The organism is Nocardia cyriacigeorgica GUH-2, from assembly GCF_000284035.1.
In the GTDB taxonomy this organism is placed as follows: Bacteria; Actinomycetota; Actinomycetes; order Mycobacteriales; family Mycobacteriaceae; genus Nocardia; species Nocardia cyriacigeorgica_B.
This window is the reverse complement of record NC_016887.1, coordinates 2,668,018-2,682,931: the sequence shown is the minus strand read 5'-3', so window position 1 is coordinate 2,682,931 and position 14,914 is coordinate 2,668,018. Positions and strand designations below refer to the sequence as shown.

General features: G+C 68.1%; 16 protein-coding genes. 10 read left to right on the top strand and 6 right to left on the bottom strand.

Annotated elements, in window-relative coordinates; translation table 11 throughout:
- Window positions 1-203: 203 nt before the first annotated feature.
- The gene (locus NOCYR_RS12115) at window positions 204-1,058 is read right to left on the bottom strand and encodes an SDR family oxidoreductase (protein WP_048834122.1); all 855 of its coding nucleotides are present in this window, start codon (window positions 1,056-1,058) and stop codon (window positions 204-206) included.
- A gap of 174 nt (window positions 1,059-1,232) precedes the next feature.
- Between NOCYR_RS12115 and NOCYR_RS12110 the strand changes: the two genes are divergently transcribed.
- Window positions 1,233-2,225, top strand: coding sequence for an LLM class flavin-dependent oxidoreductase (locus NOCYR_RS12110; protein ID WP_014350661.1), 993 nt, complete (start codon window positions 1,233-1,235; stop codon window positions 2,223-2,225).
- A 6-nt stretch (window positions 2,226-2,231) separates the two neighbouring features.
- Here the strand turns inward: NOCYR_RS12110 and NOCYR_RS12105 are convergent, their stop codons facing one another.
- From NOCYR_RS12105 to NOCYR_RS12095, 3 genes are all read right to left on the bottom strand, one after another.
- Window positions 2,232-3,089, bottom strand: coding sequence for an alpha/beta fold hydrolase (locus NOCYR_RS12105; protein WP_014350660.1), 858 nt, complete (start codon window positions 3,087-3,089; stop codon window positions 2,232-2,234).
- Window positions 3,090-3,192: 103 nt separating this feature from the next.
- Window positions 3,193-3,579, bottom strand: coding sequence for a hypothetical protein (locus NOCYR_RS12100; protein WP_014350659.1), 387 nt, complete (start codon window positions 3,577-3,579; stop codon window positions 3,193-3,195).
- Window positions 3,576-4,001, bottom strand: a complete 426-nt coding sequence (locus tag NOCYR_RS12095; protein WP_014350658.1) for a hypothetical protein — start codon at window positions 3,999-4,001, stop codon at window positions 3,576-3,578. Before NOCYR_RS12095 ends, NOCYR_RS12100 begins: the two co-directional genes overlap by 4 nt.
- Before the next feature lie 160 nt (window positions 4,002-4,161).
- On the opposite strand from NOCYR_RS12095, the gene NOCYR_RS12090 reads away from it, so the two are divergent.
- The 8 genes from NOCYR_RS12090 (at window position 4,162) to NOCYR_RS12055 (ending at window position 11,637) form a co-directional block, all read left to right on the top strand.
- Window positions 4,162-4,959, top strand: a complete 798-nt coding sequence (locus tag NOCYR_RS12090; protein WP_081505385.1) for an SDR family oxidoreductase — start codon at window positions 4,162-4,164, stop codon at window positions 4,957-4,959.
- A 3-nt stretch (window positions 4,960-4,962) separates the two neighbouring features.
- Window positions 4,963-5,313 carry a hypothetical protein gene (locus NOCYR_RS12085; RefSeq protein ID WP_014350656.1) on the top strand — a complete coding sequence of 117 codons (351 nt, stop codon included), beginning with the start codon at window positions 4,963-4,965 and terminating at the stop codon, window positions 5,311-5,313.
- On the top strand, window positions 5,306-6,010 hold the full coding sequence (locus tag NOCYR_RS12080) for a Dabb family protein (protein ID WP_048833292.1): 705 nt from the start codon (window positions 5,306-5,308) through the stop codon (window positions 6,008-6,010). The genes NOCYR_RS12085 and NOCYR_RS12080 overlap by 8 nt, the downstream gene beginning before the upstream one ends.
- A gap of 143 nt (window positions 6,011-6,153) precedes the next feature.
- Complete coding sequence (locus NOCYR_RS12075) at window positions 6,154-7,335, top strand: Rieske 2Fe-2S domain-containing protein (protein WP_048833291.1); 1,182 nt, start codon at window positions 6,154-6,156, stop codon at window positions 7,333-7,335.
- Between the two features lie 33 nt (window positions 7,336-7,368).
- Complete coding sequence (locus tag NOCYR_RS12070) at window positions 7,369-8,547, top strand: acyl-CoA dehydrogenase family protein (protein WP_014350653.1); 1,179 nt, start codon at window positions 7,369-7,371, stop codon at window positions 8,545-8,547.
- Window positions 8,548-8,574: 27 nt separating this feature from the next.
- On the top strand, window positions 8,575-9,480 hold the full coding sequence (gene bphC / locus NOCYR_RS12065) for a biphenyl-2,3-diol 1,2-dioxygenase (RefSeq protein WP_014350652.1): 906 nt from the start codon (window positions 8,575-8,577) through the stop codon (window positions 9,478-9,480).
- A gap of 186 nt (window positions 9,481-9,666) precedes the next feature.
- A complete protein-coding gene (locus NOCYR_RS12060; protein ID WP_014350651.1) occupies window positions 9,667-10,521 on the top strand; it encodes an IclR family transcriptional regulator in 855 nt (284 codons plus the stop codon).
- Window positions 10,522-10,707: 186 nt separating this feature from the next.
- Window positions 10,708-11,637 carry an alpha/beta hydrolase gene (locus tag NOCYR_RS12055; protein ID WP_048834121.1) on the top strand — a complete coding sequence of 310 codons (930 nt, stop codon included), beginning with the start codon at window positions 10,708-10,710 and terminating at the stop codon, window positions 11,635-11,637.
- Between the two features lie 181 nt (window positions 11,638-11,818).
- On the opposite strand, the gene NOCYR_RS12050 is transcribed toward NOCYR_RS12055, so the two are convergent.
- A complete protein-coding gene (locus NOCYR_RS12050; protein ID WP_081505585.1) occupies window positions 11,819-12,439 on the bottom strand; it encodes a helix-turn-helix transcriptional regulator in 621 nt (206 codons plus the stop codon).
- A gap of 195 nt (window positions 12,440-12,634) precedes the next feature.
- On the opposite strand from NOCYR_RS12050, the gene NOCYR_RS12045 reads away from it, so the two are divergent.
- Window positions 12,635-13,141, top strand: a complete 507-nt coding sequence (locus NOCYR_RS12045; protein WP_014350648.1) for a flavin reductase family protein — start codon at window positions 12,635-12,637, stop codon at window positions 13,139-13,141.
- Between the two features lie 60 nt (window positions 13,142-13,201).
- On the opposite strand, the gene NOCYR_RS12040 is transcribed toward NOCYR_RS12045, so the two are convergent.
- Window positions 13,202-14,833, bottom strand: a complete 1,632-nt coding sequence (locus tag NOCYR_RS12040) for a flavin-containing monooxygenase (protein ID WP_014350647.1) — start codon at window positions 14,831-14,833, stop codon at window positions 13,202-13,204.
- Between the last annotated feature and the right edge of the window lie 81 nt (window positions 14,834-14,914).

Here is a 14,914-nt window from a genome sequence, read left to right as displayed (position 1 = left end):
CTGACCTGGAATAAGTTACGCGGCGGCGAACGCTTCGTCAAATCCCCTGGTCGCGTTGGCATTTGCGCAGGTCAGCCGGTTCGCACCCGGCCGGTAGAACGGCCCGGATGACACGAATGTGACTCAGGCCATCAAGATCAATTCCATGGATCACCGAATGCCCTGGGACGAGGCCCGCCTACAGGGCTTCCATCAGGGACGACTCAGATGCCCATGCGCCAGATCAGGTTGTCCACCGCGCGGGGCGAGACCGCGCCGATCGCCTGCAACAGCCGTCCGTATCGCGGGTAGAGCTCGATCGGGCGAGTACGGATGGCGGTGAGGATCCAGTCGGCGGCCGCCTCTGCCGAGAGTGCGGGAGCGGCGTCGTACTTGACGGTCGGGGCGATCATCTCCGTACGCACCAGTGGATAGCCGATGGTGGTGACGTGCACGCCGTGCGGGCGGGTCTCCGCGCCGAGGCTGCGGCCGAAGGCGCCGAGCGCGGCCTTGGAGGCGTGGTAGGCGGTGAACATCGGCATGGATCCGGCGGCCACGCCCCAGGTGGCGATATTGATGATGTGCCCGTCGCGGGCCGCGAGCATCGACGGCAACAGGGCCATGGTGAGCCTGGTGGCGCCGAAGTAGTTCAGAGCCATCGTGCGCTCGTAGTCGTGGAAGCGGTCGGTGGCCTCGCCGGCGCGACGGCGGATCGAGCGACCCGCGTTGTTGATCAGCACGTCCACCTTGCCGACCTCGATGCCGATCTGTTCGGCGAGTGCGTCGACGGCGCCGCCGTCGGACAGATCGCAGACCAGGGCCTCGGCCTTGCCGCCGGCGGCGCGGATGGAGTCGCGGACCTCACAGAGGGCCTGTTCGCCACGCGCCACGAGCACGAGGTTCGCGCCGTGTGCGCCGAGTTTGTGCGCGGCGACCTTGCCCACACCCGAGGACGCGCCGGTGAGCAGCACGGTTTTCCCGGCGATGGACTCCTGGTCACCGGGCCGTAGCAGCGCGGTGAGTGTGCGCATGAGCGCGGGCGGGCTGAGAAGGGCCGTTGCTGCACGTCCGGTTGCCATCGGAGTCCTCTCGGTGGTCGGCATCCATGATCCTAGCGAATTGACCACACCGTAACTTACCGAAAGGTCAGATGACACTAGGGACGGCTGATCTGGTTCGTATTCGTGAGCCAGGCGAAATACCGCGGCGAGGTCCGGCGTTCGCAAGGAGGAACGCGATCGCGAAGGAGCCCCATGATCAACGTCCCGCTCTCCGTGCTGGATTTGGCGCCGGTACAGGAAGGCAGCACCGCCGGTGACGGTCTGGCCGCCACGACCGAACTGGCCCGGCGGACCGAGGCGATGGGGTACGCGCGGTTCTGGGTGGCCGAGCATCACAACATGCCGGGGATCGCCAGCGCCGCACCGAGTGTGCTGCTGGCCCACCTGGCGGCGGCGACCTCGCGGATCCGCGTCGGCTCCGGCGGGGTGATGCTGCCCAATCACGCGCCGCTGGTGGTGGCCGAACAGTTCGGCACGCTGCACGCCCTGCATCCGGGCCGGATCGACCTCGGCATCGGCCGGGCGCCGGGGACGGACCAGGCCACGGCGCTGGCCTTGCGCCGCACCAAGGACGGACTGTCGGCCGAGTCGTTTCCGCAGGAGCTGGCCGCACTGCTCGCCTACTTCCGCGGCACCAGTCCGGACGGTATCGCGGCCACGCCCGGCCAGGACGACGAGCCGGAGATCTGGCTACTCGGCTCCAGCGGTTACAGCGCGCAGGTGGCGGCCATTCTGGGGGTTCGCTTCGCCTTCGCCCATCACATCAGCCCGAACAACACCGTGGCCGCGCTCGATCTGTATCGGGAGAACTTCCGTCCGTCCGAGCAGCTGGAACGTCCGCATGCCATGGTCGCCGCGGCCGCGATCTGCGCCGACACCGATGAGCAGGCCGAGCTGCTGTCGCGGCCCCGCGAGCTGGCGTTCCTGCATCTGATGTCCGGGCGTCCGCGTCGGCTGCCGACTCCGGAGGAAGCCGTCGACTTCCCCGCCAACGATCGGGAACGTCATTTCGCCGCCCAGCGTCGGGCAGGTCAACTACTCGGCTCGCCCGAGACCGTGCGCCGCCAGCTCACCGGACTCATCGAACAGACCGGCGCCGACGAGATCATGTTGAACACCCTGGTCTACGACATCGAAGCGCGCGCCCGGTCGTTCGAGTTGATTCGCAAGCTCACCGAGGACTGATCGACCTCAGTTGCCGGCGCGCTCCCCTGGTGCACCGACGGGGACATGTTCGTCGAGGAACTCGCGGATGATCGCGGTGACCTCGTCCGGGCGCTCCAGCATCGGGACGTGGCCGCATCGGTCGAGGAACTCGGCACGGGCCGGGCGCAGCTGCCGGTTGAGCACCAGGCCGGCTTCGGCACTGAGCACGCGGTTCTCCCGCCCCCAGATCGTGCATACCGGCGGCCTGGCGGCCCGCTCGGCCTCCGACCATTTCTCCAGTGCCGCATAGGATTCCAGATCTTTCACCAGGCCGAGCAATGCCCGTGGCGGCCAGGCCGCGATGGCGTCGACCGCCGCGCGCTCGGCGGCGAAGCGTTGTCCGTCGGAGAACCACAGCCGCACCGTCGCGGCGACCGCCCAGCGCGGCATGGTGAGTGCACGCATGGCGGCGACGCCGAGGGCCGGCGTGTGGCGGGCGAGGCGGGCCGGCAGGCCGAGATCGCCGGCCAGGGCGGTGGATTCGGTCAAAGGGTTGCACGCGACGACGGCGTCGACCAGGTGCGGTGAGCGGCGGGCGACGGTGAGCGAGATTGCCGAGCCGAGGCAGTTGCCGACGAAGGCGGCCGAGGCGATCCCGCGGTCGTCGAGGAATTGCTCGACCATGGCGGCGTAACGATCGAGGGTGTAGCCGTTGTCGGGACGCCCGGACTCGCCGTAGCCGAACAGGTCGAGCGCGTACACGTGGCGGTCGCGCGCCAAGGCCTCGATCTGCGCGCGCCAGATGACATGCGAGGAGCCGGCATTGTGCAGCAGGACCACGGCCGGTCCGCTGCCGCGCTCCAGGTAGGCGATGGGAATGGCGTCGAACTCGAACCACTGCATCGTCGCTCCTGGGCTGCCTGGAAGAGAAACCGGGTGGTTCCCCTTGACGAACGGTACCTCCGGCAGTGAGCCGGCGCGGCCGGAAATGACTGTGGCCGAGCGGCTATTCGCAGACGAAGGTCGCCCACGCCCGGGCGGCGACGCGTCCGTCCTGGTCGGTGCCGACGAGCGTGACGTCCACGCAGGATTCACCGTCCAGGACGTAGTGCTGCACCACGTATCCCGAGCAGGTGAGTGTGTCCCCCGGCCACAGCGGGCGGGAGCAGCGGGTGCGGAACCGGCGGACGGACTCGCTGCCGAGCCAGTCGGTGGCGTAGGTGGCCAGCAGCGCGGCGGCGAGTGGGCCCGCCGCGGCGGTCACACCATCCGGCCGCGTGGATGTTTCGTCGTTTGCGCCCAGCACCGCTTTCGTGGCGTCGGCGTACCTGGCGAAGTCGGCGTCGGTGAGCGGGCCGAACGAGGTGGTGGGTGCCGGGGCGGTCGCGGTCATGCGGACTCCTGCTGCGCGACGGGGCGGGTGCCGGTCATCCAGGATTCGGCGACCAGGCGTCCGGTGCGGTCGAAGTACTGGGTGACCATCTCGATCACGGTCACCGGCGTTCCGTGGTCGTCGTCTACCTGGTGGACGCGGTCGATGCGCGAGTGCGCGGTGAGCCGTTCGCCGGCGCGCGGCGGTGGGCCGAAGAACCGGTGGTCCTGCTCGATCGGGATGCCCGGCCAGTTCGCTGTCGCCGGCTCGCCCGCCGCAGCGATCCGGGCGGGCAGGAAGGTGGGCGCGACGACCGGTTCGCCGGCCGTCGCGGGGCTCTTCGCGCGCGACAGTGTCGCGGCGGCGAATTCGCGGATGCCGTCCGCGTCCAGGTCGATGTCGAGCCGGGTCCCCACCGCACCGGCCGTCGCAACGTGCACCATCGCCACATCCCTTCCTTCGATCCTGCGGCCACGGTAGAGCCGGACAACGCCTGCCGACCGCCGCTGTTCCACTGATCGGGAACGGTGTGCGCCGCGGCCCGGCCGGCCGTCGACCATCGCAGGACAACGGCGTCCGTGTGCGCCGCGAGCGAGGAGTGCGATGAGGGGTAGGACCGGACGAGTCCGCGGCAAGGTGGCGGTGGTGACGGGCGCCGCCAACGGCACCGGACGGACGCATGTGCGCCGATTGCGGACCGAAGGCGCCGATGTCGTCGCGGTGGATCTGCCCGGGAGCCCGTTCGACGCACTGCGGGCCGACGAGCCTGCCGGTTCCCGGCTGCTGACCGCGGAAGCCGACGTCCGTGACGTCGCCGCGCTCGAGCGCGCGGCCGAGACGGCGGTGCGCGCGTTCGGCCGCGTCGACATCCTGGTCGCCAATGCCGGATTGTGCGATGCCCCGGGGCCGGCGGGCGATATCGATGACGGCACGTGGCGGCGATCCCTCGACATCAATCTCACCGGCACATGGAATACCTTGCGCGCCTTCGGTTCCCGTCTGTCCGATGGCGCCGCGGTGGTGATCGTCGGCTCTACCTCCGGCATGCGCGGTGATCCGGTGCGGGCTCATTATTCCGCGGCCAAGCACGGCATGGTCGGGCTCGCCCGCACCGTGGCGGCCGAATGGGGGCAGCGTGGGATCCGGGTCAATACGGTGCATCCCGGCGCCGTCGGCGGCCGGCCGCTGGGTCCGGACGCGATCGCGCGCCTGTGCCCCGACATCGAACGACCCACGGCTGCCGACGCCGAGGCAGTTCTGGCGCGACGCAACCTGATTCCGGTGCCGTGGGTGGACCCGGTAGACGTCAGCAATGCGGTGTTGTTCCTGGCCTCCGACGAGTCCCGTTATGTCACCGGCACCGAACTCGTGGTCGATGCCGGGTTCACGCAGAAAGGGTGAGCGATGGGCAGTGACCCGCTGATCTATATCGTCGACGAGATGGTGGCGCCGCCGGGGCAGGGCCGCGCGTTTCTGGATCTCTACCTGCGGGAATATGTGCCTGGCGCACGGGAGCGGGGGCTCGAGTTGGACCGGGTGCTGGTCAGTCCGCCGGTGTGGCTGGACGGGCAGCCGAACACGATCACCGTCAGCTGGACGGTGCGCGGTGCCGAGCAATGGTGGAGACAGCGGCTGGGGGCGAGCCGTGATCCGGAGGTCGCGGCGTGGTGGGGTCGCGCCGACGATGTCTTGATCAGCCGGCGACGCACGACCAGCTGTGAGTACGAGGACGTGGAGGCGTTGGGCGATGTCTGAGGTCGTGCACCTGGTGCACCTGCGCGATCCGGGACGCGGTGCCGAGCTCGCCGCGCAGCTGCGCGGTCTGGTGGGAGCACACATCCGCCGGTCACTGATCACGACGACATTGCCGGGCGGGATCGACGCGGGAGATCTGATCGTGCGGCTCGCTTTCGCGGACGACGCCGAGCGGCGATCCGGTGCGAAGGTGGTCGACCCGTGGTTGCGTGAATCGTTCATCGAGCGGGTCGAGACGGCGGCATTCGCCGGTGCTCGGAAGCCTGAGACGGCGCCGGCCACCATCGGGCGGACGGCCGGCACCGCGCCAGACGTGGCGGCGCCGCCATACTCGACGACCCGGACCACCGGACATGGCGCGGCCGCACGCATCTACCGCGCCCTGCTCGTCGCGATCGACCCGGACACCGATCCGGCGCAGGTCGCCCAGTTCGAATCCGAGACCGCCGCCATGCCCGGCTACATCCACGCCATCGGCGCGTCTCGACTGAGCCGGGTCGACAGCGGCACGGGCTGGACCCACGTCTGGGAACAGGAATTCGCCGATCTCGACGGATTGACCGGGCCTTATATGACCCATCCATATCACTGGTCGCATATCGACCGCTGGTTCGATCCCGAACGCGGCACCAAGATCTTCACCCGGCTGTGCCACAGCTTCGGCGTCCTCGACGGGCCGCTGCTGTCCGCGCCGTGACCCGCCGGCTCTCCCACTCACCGGGAGCCCCGCGGCCAGCGGTTTCGCACCCGGCGAAACCTGTCCGCTGACCGGGAGGACGACGTCCGCACGCCGCCCGGCGGGTCCACCATTTGACTCAGATCACAGTCATCCGGTGGAACATGGAGGTTTCGATGCCGGGTCTATCACCGAACGGCTCAGCCCAGAGCACGGAGGAATTCAGGACGATCGAGGCGGCGGCGGCGCCCACCCGGTTCGCCCGCGGCTGGCACTGCCTGGGTCTGTTGAAGTCCTTCCAGGACGGCAAGCCGCACGAGATCAAGGCGTTCGGCACCACGCTGGTGGTCTTCCAGTCCGAATCCGACGGCAAGCTGAACGTGCTCGACGCGTTCTGCCGGCACATGGGCGGCAATCTCGCGCACGGCACCGTCAAGGGCGATTCGATCGCCTGCCCCTTCCACGACTGGCGCTGGGGCGGCAACGGCCGCTGCACCGGCATCCCGTACGCGCGCCGGGTGCCGCCGCTGGCCAAGACCCGGTCCTGGCCGACGCTCGAGCGCAACGGCCAGCTCTACGTCTGGCACGACCCGCAGGGCAGCAAGCCCACCGATGAGGTGACCATCCCCGAGATCGAGGGCTACGGCAGCTCGGAATGGACCGACTGGACCTGGAACTCGATGCTGATCGAGGGCTCGCACTGCCGCGAGATCGTCGACAACGTGGTGGACATGGCGCACTTCTTCTACGTGCACTACGCCTTCCCGCGCTACTTCAAGAACGTCTTCGAAGGCCATGTCGCCACCCAGTACATGCGCTCGACACCGCGCCAGGACATCGAGGTCGGCACCAACTACGACGACCCGAACTCCACCCTGCGTTCGGACGCTTCGTATTTCGGCCCGTCCTACATGATCGACTGGCTGTGGAGCGAGGCCCAGGGCATGACGATCGAGACGGTGCTGATCAACTGCCACTACCCCGTCACCGAGAACTCCTTCGTGCTCCAGTACGGCGCCATGGTCAAGAAGCCGCAGGGCATGTCCGATGAGGATGCCAACGCGATGGCCGCGCAGTTCGCCCGCGGCGTCGAGGTCGGTTTCGAGCAGGACGTGGCGATCTGGAAGAACAAGGCGCCCATCGACAATCCGCTGCTGTCGGAGGAAGACGGGCCGGTCTATCAGCTGCGCCGCTGGTACAAGCAGTTCTACGTCGATGTCGAAGACATCACCGAAGACATGACCAAACGGTTCGAGTTCGAAATCGATACCGAGCGCGCCGTCACGAGCTGGGAGGCCGAAGTGGCCGACAACATCGCCCGCGGCGCCGTCATCACCACCACCTAATCGCCCGCGCACACGACAGGAACTACAGCCCCGATGAACAAGGTTCTCGACAACATCACGGCCATCGCCGATCAGCTGCGCGAGCAGTCCCCGGAGGCCGAGCGCCTCGGCCAACTGCCCGACGAGACGGCGAAGATGCTGAAGGCGGCAGGCCCGATCAAGCTGCTCCAGCCCAAGAAGTACGGCGGTTTCGAAGCCCATCCGCGTGACTTCGCCGAAACGGTCATGGCGGCGGCCGCACTGGATCCGGCGACCGGCTGGATCTGCGGCATCGTCGGCGTGCACCCGTGGCAGCTGGCCTTCGCCGACCCGAAGGTGCAGGAAGAGGTGTGGGGCGACGACAACGACACCTGGATGGCCTCGCCGTACGCGCCGACGGGTATCGCCCGCCCGGTGGACGGCGGCTACATCTTCAACGGCCGCTGGCAGTTCAGCTCCGGCACCGACCACTGTGACTGGATCTTCCTCGGCGCCATGCTCGGCGACACCGACGGCAATATCGCCACCCCGCCGACCATGCTGCACATGATCCTGCCGCGCAGCGACTACACGATCGTCGAGGATTCGTGGAATGTGGTGGGACTCAAGGGCACCGGTTCCAAGGACATCATCGTCAAGGACGCGTTCGTGCCGTCCTACCGGGTGATGAACGGCGATCACGTCATCGACGGCACCGCCCAGAAGGAGTGCGGCGTCACCGAGACGCTGTACAAGATGCCGTGGTCGAACATGTTCCCGCTGGGCATCACCTCGGCGGTCATCGGCATCGCTGAAGGCGCGCTGGCCGCGCATCTGGATTACCAGCGCGACCGCGTCGGTGCCCAGGGCACCGCGATCAAGGACGACCCGTACGTGCTGTTCGCGATCAGCGAGGCGGCCGCCGATATCAATGCCGCCCGGCAGGAACTGCTGGCCAATGTGGACAAGATGTGGGACCTGGTGGACGCGGGCAAGGAGGTCTCCTTCGCCGATCGTGCCGCCGGGCGACGCACCCAGGTGCGGGCCGCGTGGCGCGCGGTGATGGCGGTGGATCAGATCTTCGCCCGCTCCGGCGGTAACGCGCTGCGGATGGACAAGCCGTTGCAGCGGTACTGGCGTGACGCCCACGCCGGCCTCAACCACGCGATCCACGTGCCGAGCACGGTGTTCCACGCGGCGGCGCTGAGTTCGCTCGGCGTGGAGCCGCCGCAGCACCTGCGCTCGATGATCTGACCTCGCAATATCAAGAAGGACCGAGAAATGACTGATATCAAGGGCCTTGGCTACGTCAAGATCCAGACCAACGACATGGACCGCTGGCGCAAGTTCGCCTTCGAGGTGCTCGGCTTCGCCGAAGGCAGCGGGCCGGATGAGAACGCGCTGTATCTGCGGATGGACGAGCGGGCCGCGCGGATCGTCATCGTGCCGGGTGAGACCGATGAAGTGGTGACCATCGGCTGGGAGGTGCGCGACCATGCGGCGCTGGTGCGCGTACAGGAGGCGGTCTCGGCGGCAGGCGTCCCGGTCAAGCCGCTGTCGGTCGAGGAGGCCGACGCGCGCCGGGTCGAGGAGGTCATCACCTTCGTCGATCCCACCGGCGCCACCGTCGAGGTCTTCCATGGCGCGGTGCTCGACCACAGCCCGGTGGTGACCCCGTTCGGGGCGAAGTTCGTCACCGGCGCGCAGGGCCTCGGCCATGTCGTGCTGCCGACTATGGACCCCAATGGCGCCTTCGAGTTCTACACCGAGGTGCTCGGCTTCCTGCCGCGCGGCGCCTTCCGCATCCCGGCGCCGCCGGAGTTCGGGCCGGTGCGGATCCGGTTCATGGGCGTCAACGAGCGGCATCACAGCCTGGCGCTGTGCCCGGCTCCGCACGGTGGTGCGCCGGGTCTGGTGCACATCATGGTGGAGGTCGATTCGCTCGACGCGGTGGGCCAGGCGCTGGACCGGGTTGTCAAGGACGGTTTCTCCGTCTCCTCGACGCTGGGCCGCCACACCAACGACAAGATGGTGTCGTTCTACGTGCGCGCCCCCGGCGGCTGGGATATCGAATTCGGCACCGAGGGCATGCGCGTCGACGAAAAGTACTACACCGCAGAGGAAATCACCGCTGACAGCTACTGGGGCCACGACTGGTCCGGTAGCGAGCCGCTGGCCGCGATGTAGTCGCACCTCGCCCCCTCCCCCGACCCCGGGGTTTCAGCTACCACGGCTGAAACCCCGGGGTCGTTGTGATTTACATCACTGTGTCCGATTTGTGTGACAGCGCCCACAAAGACATGGTATGAATAGTCATATGCCTAATAGAAATATTGCGTTGGGCATCAGCTCGTAGACCCGAGGGAGGGCCACATGAACACACAGGCCGACGCCGCCACCCCGAGCGCTGTGCTGGACCGCGTCTCGCTGGTCCTGGACGCCTTCGACGGACCGGGCAGGCTCACCCTCGCCCAGATCGTGCGCCGCACCGGGCTGCCCCGGTCCTCGGCGCATCGCATGCTCGAACGACTCGTGCAATTGCGCTGGCTGCGCCGTGAGGGCCGCGACTACGAGCTGGGCATCCGGCTGGTGGAACTGGGCTCGCTGGCCGTGCACCAGGACCGGCTGCACCGGGCGGCCATGCCGTTCCTGCACGAGCTCTACCGCGCGACCGGCTTCGTGGTGCACCTGGCCGTTCTGGACGGGCCCGACGTGGTGTACCTCGAGAAGATCGGCGGCCGGATGGCAGCGGCGGTGCCCACCCGCATCGGCGGCCGCAGGCCCGCGCACTGTACCGGCGTCGGCAAGGCGATCCTGGCCTACTCCGACGACGACCGCATCGCCGCGCTCGGCACCGGCGTGCTCAGCCGCAGCACCAAGTACTCCATCTCCAACAAGGCGCAGCTGCGGGCCGAGCTGGACAAGGTGCGCGCCCACGGCATCGCGCACGAGCGCGAGGAGTCGCTGCCCGGTTTCGGTTGTGTGGCAGCGCCCATCGGCAATATCGGCGAGGCCATCGCCGCGGTGTCGGTGTGCGGGCCGGTGGACCGGATGAATTTCGACTACCGCCTCACGGCGCCGGTGCGCACCACCGCGCTGGGCATCTGGCGCAATATCGAGGACGGGATGTCGCGGGTGCATCCGACCTTGCAGCAGTCGCGTCCGCTGCGCGGTGGGCCGGCGATGCGGACACCGGCCGCTGCCGGCCGGCCCCTGGAATACGTGTAACCGCGCTCCCCCGCGCCACGGGAGCAATACGCGCCGGCATTGCCCACGACCGGCACGAGACCAGACCGCGGCGCTCCCATTCGCCCCGGCAACTGCACTAGAGCCGGCTGCCTATGCTCCAAGCCTCGCGGTGCGCGGCGCCGCACATCGGGAAAGGCGTTGTGCCTCATGACCACTGACGACAACATCGAACTCGCCCCCGAAGTCGCGGCACTACTGCCGGTGCTCGATGCCGGCTTCCCGAAGGTCGAGACCATGACCGGGGCGCAGGCGCGGGCGGCGATCCGGGCGCGGTTGCGGATGCCGGACGAGCCCGAGCCAATCGCCGAGATCATCGAACGAGAACTGCCCTCGGGGATCGGAGTTCGCGTGTATCGCCCGGCCACGTCATCGGACGGCCCCGTGCCGATCATCGTGTTCGCGCACGGCGGCGGGTTCGTGTTCTGTGATCTGGACACCCACGACGGACTGTGCCGGTCGATGGCCAACGGAGTCGGCGCGGTGGTGGTGTCGGTGGATTACCGGCTCGCGCCGGAACATCGGTGGCCGACCGCCGCCGAGGACGTGTACGCGGCAGCGGTGTGGGCCACCGAGCATGCCGCGGAGTTCGGCGCGGATCCGGCGCGGCTCGTCGTGGCCGGTGACAGTGCGGGCGGCAATCTCGCTGCCGTCGTCGCGCTGATGGCCCGCGATCGCGGTGGTCCGGCGATCACCGCGCAGGCCCTGCTGTATCCGGTGATCGCGGCCGATTTCGGCACCGCGTCCTACCGGCGCTTCGCCGCGGGCTTCTACAACACCCACGCCGCGATGAGCTGGTACTGGGATCAGTATGTGCCCGATGCCGCCGACCGCACGCACCCGTACGCCAGCCCAGCGGCCGCCGATCTCACCGGGCTGCCCCCGGCCGTCATGGTGACCGCCGGCTGCGATCCGCTGCGCTCGGAAGGCGACGCCTACGCCGGCGCGCTCGCCGAGGCCGGTGTCGCGACGGTCCACCGTTGCTACGAGGGCGCGATCCACGGATTCATGACCATGCCCGTGCTCGAACTCGCCGGACAGGCCTGCAAAGACGCATGGGCCGATCTCAGCCGGCTGACCCGGCTCGACCAGAGTTAGGTCCGGTCGCACCGAACCGTCGAGGCGTCACGAACGGCGCCCGGCGGTTTTCGTGCGTTACGGTCGCCGACTGATGCTCTTCCAGCCGGCGCCTGATCTGCGCGACGCGCTACCGGATTCGCCGTCACCCGCGGCACGGCGTCGAATCGGGCAGCGTGATCCAGCGCGCTCGAGCGCGCGTTCACTCCTCGACCGCTGCCTCGGATTCCTGCACCCGCTGCTCGACCTCCCGCCAGCGTCCCGGCGTCGGATGCGGGTATTCGGATTTTTCGTCGTGCTCGGCCTTGACCAGGATCGAGTCGGCGGCGTCGATTTCCTCGATCAGCTCCTGGGCGAGATCGCGTTCGGCCGCGTAATGCCGCTCGGCCCACTGCAAGACGATCTGCGAATACGCCCAGCCCGGTTCGGATTTGGCCGCGGCGGAATCGATCGCGGCCCGCTTGCGGAGGCGGTCGATATCGTCGATGTGGTCGCGCAGGATCTCCTTGAGCCGTTCCGGTGAACTCAGGTGCCCGAACATGATCCGCAGCATCACGTGATGCTTCAGGACGGGCTTGTCGACCGGCGCCTCATTGCACCACTGGGTGACCGCGGCGCGGCCTTCGTCGGTGATGCGGTAGAGCCTGCGTCCGCGCATGGCGTTGTCGCTGTCGACGCGTGAGGTCGCGTAGCCGTGCTTTTCGAGCTTCTTCAGCTCCGAGTAGATCTGGCTGTGTGAGGGGCTCCAATAGAAGTACCGGATACTCCAGTCGGCCCACTTCTTGAGGTCGTAGCCCGAGATCTCTTCCTCGTAGGAGAGCATGGCGAGCACGGCCCAACTGGTCGGCGGGAGATTGACCAGGCCGATTTCCGGTTCACTTGATGCCACCGGCAAATGCTAGCAACCAGGCAAATCACCCGTACCCGCCGAACAACCGCTGACCGGGACGACGCATTGAGACTGCCACCCGGCACACTCGATGCTGGAGTTCGACAGATCTTCGGGAGGACCCCACGCATGAGCGCAGACAACATCGTCATCGAACCGGGCTGCCCAGGGCCCGCCGCACTCCGCAAGGTGCTCGGGCACTTCGCCACCGGTGTCGCGGTGATCGCCGCGCACGACGGGACGCGGCCGCTGGGCTTCACCTGCCAGACGGTGGTGTCGGTGTCGCTGGATCCGCCGCTCGTGTCGTTCTGCCCCGCCAAGACCTCCACCAGCTGGCCGCTGCTGCGCTCGGTGGGTTCGCTGTGCATCAATGTGCTGGCCCACGATCAGCGCGAGCTCTGCCGCCAGTTCGCCGTCAGCGGCGCCGACAAGTTCGCCGGGATCGACTGGACCCACGGCAGTAACGGCGCGCCCGCGCTCACCGGCGCCCTGGCTCATATCGAGGCCTCGCTGGAGTTCGAACACGACGCCGGTGATCACACCATCGTGCTGGCCCGGGTCACCGAGCTGGCCGCCGACGAGGACGGCCGGCCGCTGCTGTTCTTCAAGGGCGGCTTCGGCGGATTCGCCGACTGAACCTCGGAAACCGAAAAGACGGGTGGTCGCCGGTGCGACCACCCGTCTTTTTCGTGTCGGTCAGCCCGCGATGACGTCGAAGCCCTTGTACTCCGCGGCCGCCACCTCGGCGATGATCTCGCCGTAGACGCCGAACCCGCCGACGAACGGCATGAACACCCGAGGCTTACCCGGCACATTGGCGCCCAGGTACCAGGAATTGGCGGTGGGCATGAGGGTGCGCGCGGCCCGTTCGGCGCATTCGGCCACCCACGCCTCCACCGCGTCGGGCCGGGCCTCCAGCGCGGTCGCGCCATTGCGGTCGAGGTAGTCGATGGCGGCGGCCACCCAGTCGACGTGCAGTTCCGAATGCAGCACCATGTTCGCCAGCACCGACGGGCTGCCGGGGCCGGTCAGGTTGAACAGATTGGGAAAGCCGCTGACGCCGAGACCGAGGTAGGTCTTCGGGCCTTCCTGCCAGGCCTGGTTGAGCGTCAGACCGTCGCGGCCGACGATGTTCAGCTTGGCCACCGAACCGGTCATCGCGTCGAACCCGGTGGCGAGCACGAGCGCGTCGAGCCGGTAGTAGGCCTCGGTGGTGTGCAGGCCCTCGGCGTCGATGCGCTCGATCGGGGTGGCCCGCAGGTTCACCAGCTCGACGTTGGCGCGGTTGTAGGTCTGGTAGTAGTTCGTGTCGGTGCAGATGCGTTTGGTGCCGATCGGGTGATCGTTCGGGATGAGCAGGTCGGCGACCGCGGGATCGTCGATCACCGCGCGCACCTTCTCCTCCCAGAACAGGCGGGCGGTGTCGTTGGCCTCGCGGGTCACCATCTGGTCCGGGAAGGTCTTGCTGAACAGCACACCGCCCAGCTCCCAGCGCTGCTGGTAGGCCGCGCGGCGCTCTTCTTCGGACACTTCCAGCGCGGACTTCGGATGCGGCTGATGCGGTGAGCCGCCGCCGCTGGCCATCGACAGCCGGCGCCGCTCGGCGTAGTTCGCCTTCTGCGCGCGCCGGGTCTCCTCGTCGAGCGGCACATTGCCCGCGGGGACGCTGTAATTGGCGGTCCGCTGGAACACGTGCAGCCGCTCGGCCTGTTCGGCAATGCACGGGATCGCCTGGATGCCGGAGGAACCCGTGCCGATCACGCCGACGCGCTGCCCCGTGAAATCCACGCCCTCGTGCGGCCAGTGCGAGGTGTGCAGGACCGGCCCGGCGAAGGTGTCGAGTCCGGCGATGTCGGGAGTGTTCGCATTCGACAGCGGGCCGACCGCGAGCACGACGAACCGCGCCGAGACCACGGTGCCGGTATCGGTACGCACCTCCCACCGCAGGGTCGACTCGTCGAGCACGGTGTCGGTGACGCGGGCACCGAACTCGATATCGCGACGCAGGTCGAAGCGGTCGGCCACATGGTTGAGGTAAGCCAGGATCTCCGGCTGGGTGGCGTACTTCTCGCTCCAGTTCCATTCCTGTTGCAGGGCTTCGTCGAAGGAGTAGGAATAGTCCACACTCTCGACGTCGCAGCGGGCGCCCGGATAGCGGTTCCAGTACCACACGCCGCCCACTCCGTCGGCGGCCTCGAAGACCCGCACGGTCAACCCTTGCGAGCGGAATTTGTGCAGCGCGTACAGCCCGGCGATGCCCGCGCCGACGACCACCACGTCGACGCTGGTCGGGCCGGTCTGCACAGACGATGGCGTCTCGGCGTTCACATGCCTACCTTTCGGAGGAAATTCGGTTCTCCCGCGACGCTAAGTACTGCGCGGGTCCCTCGAGCAGGCGTTCTCCCGCTG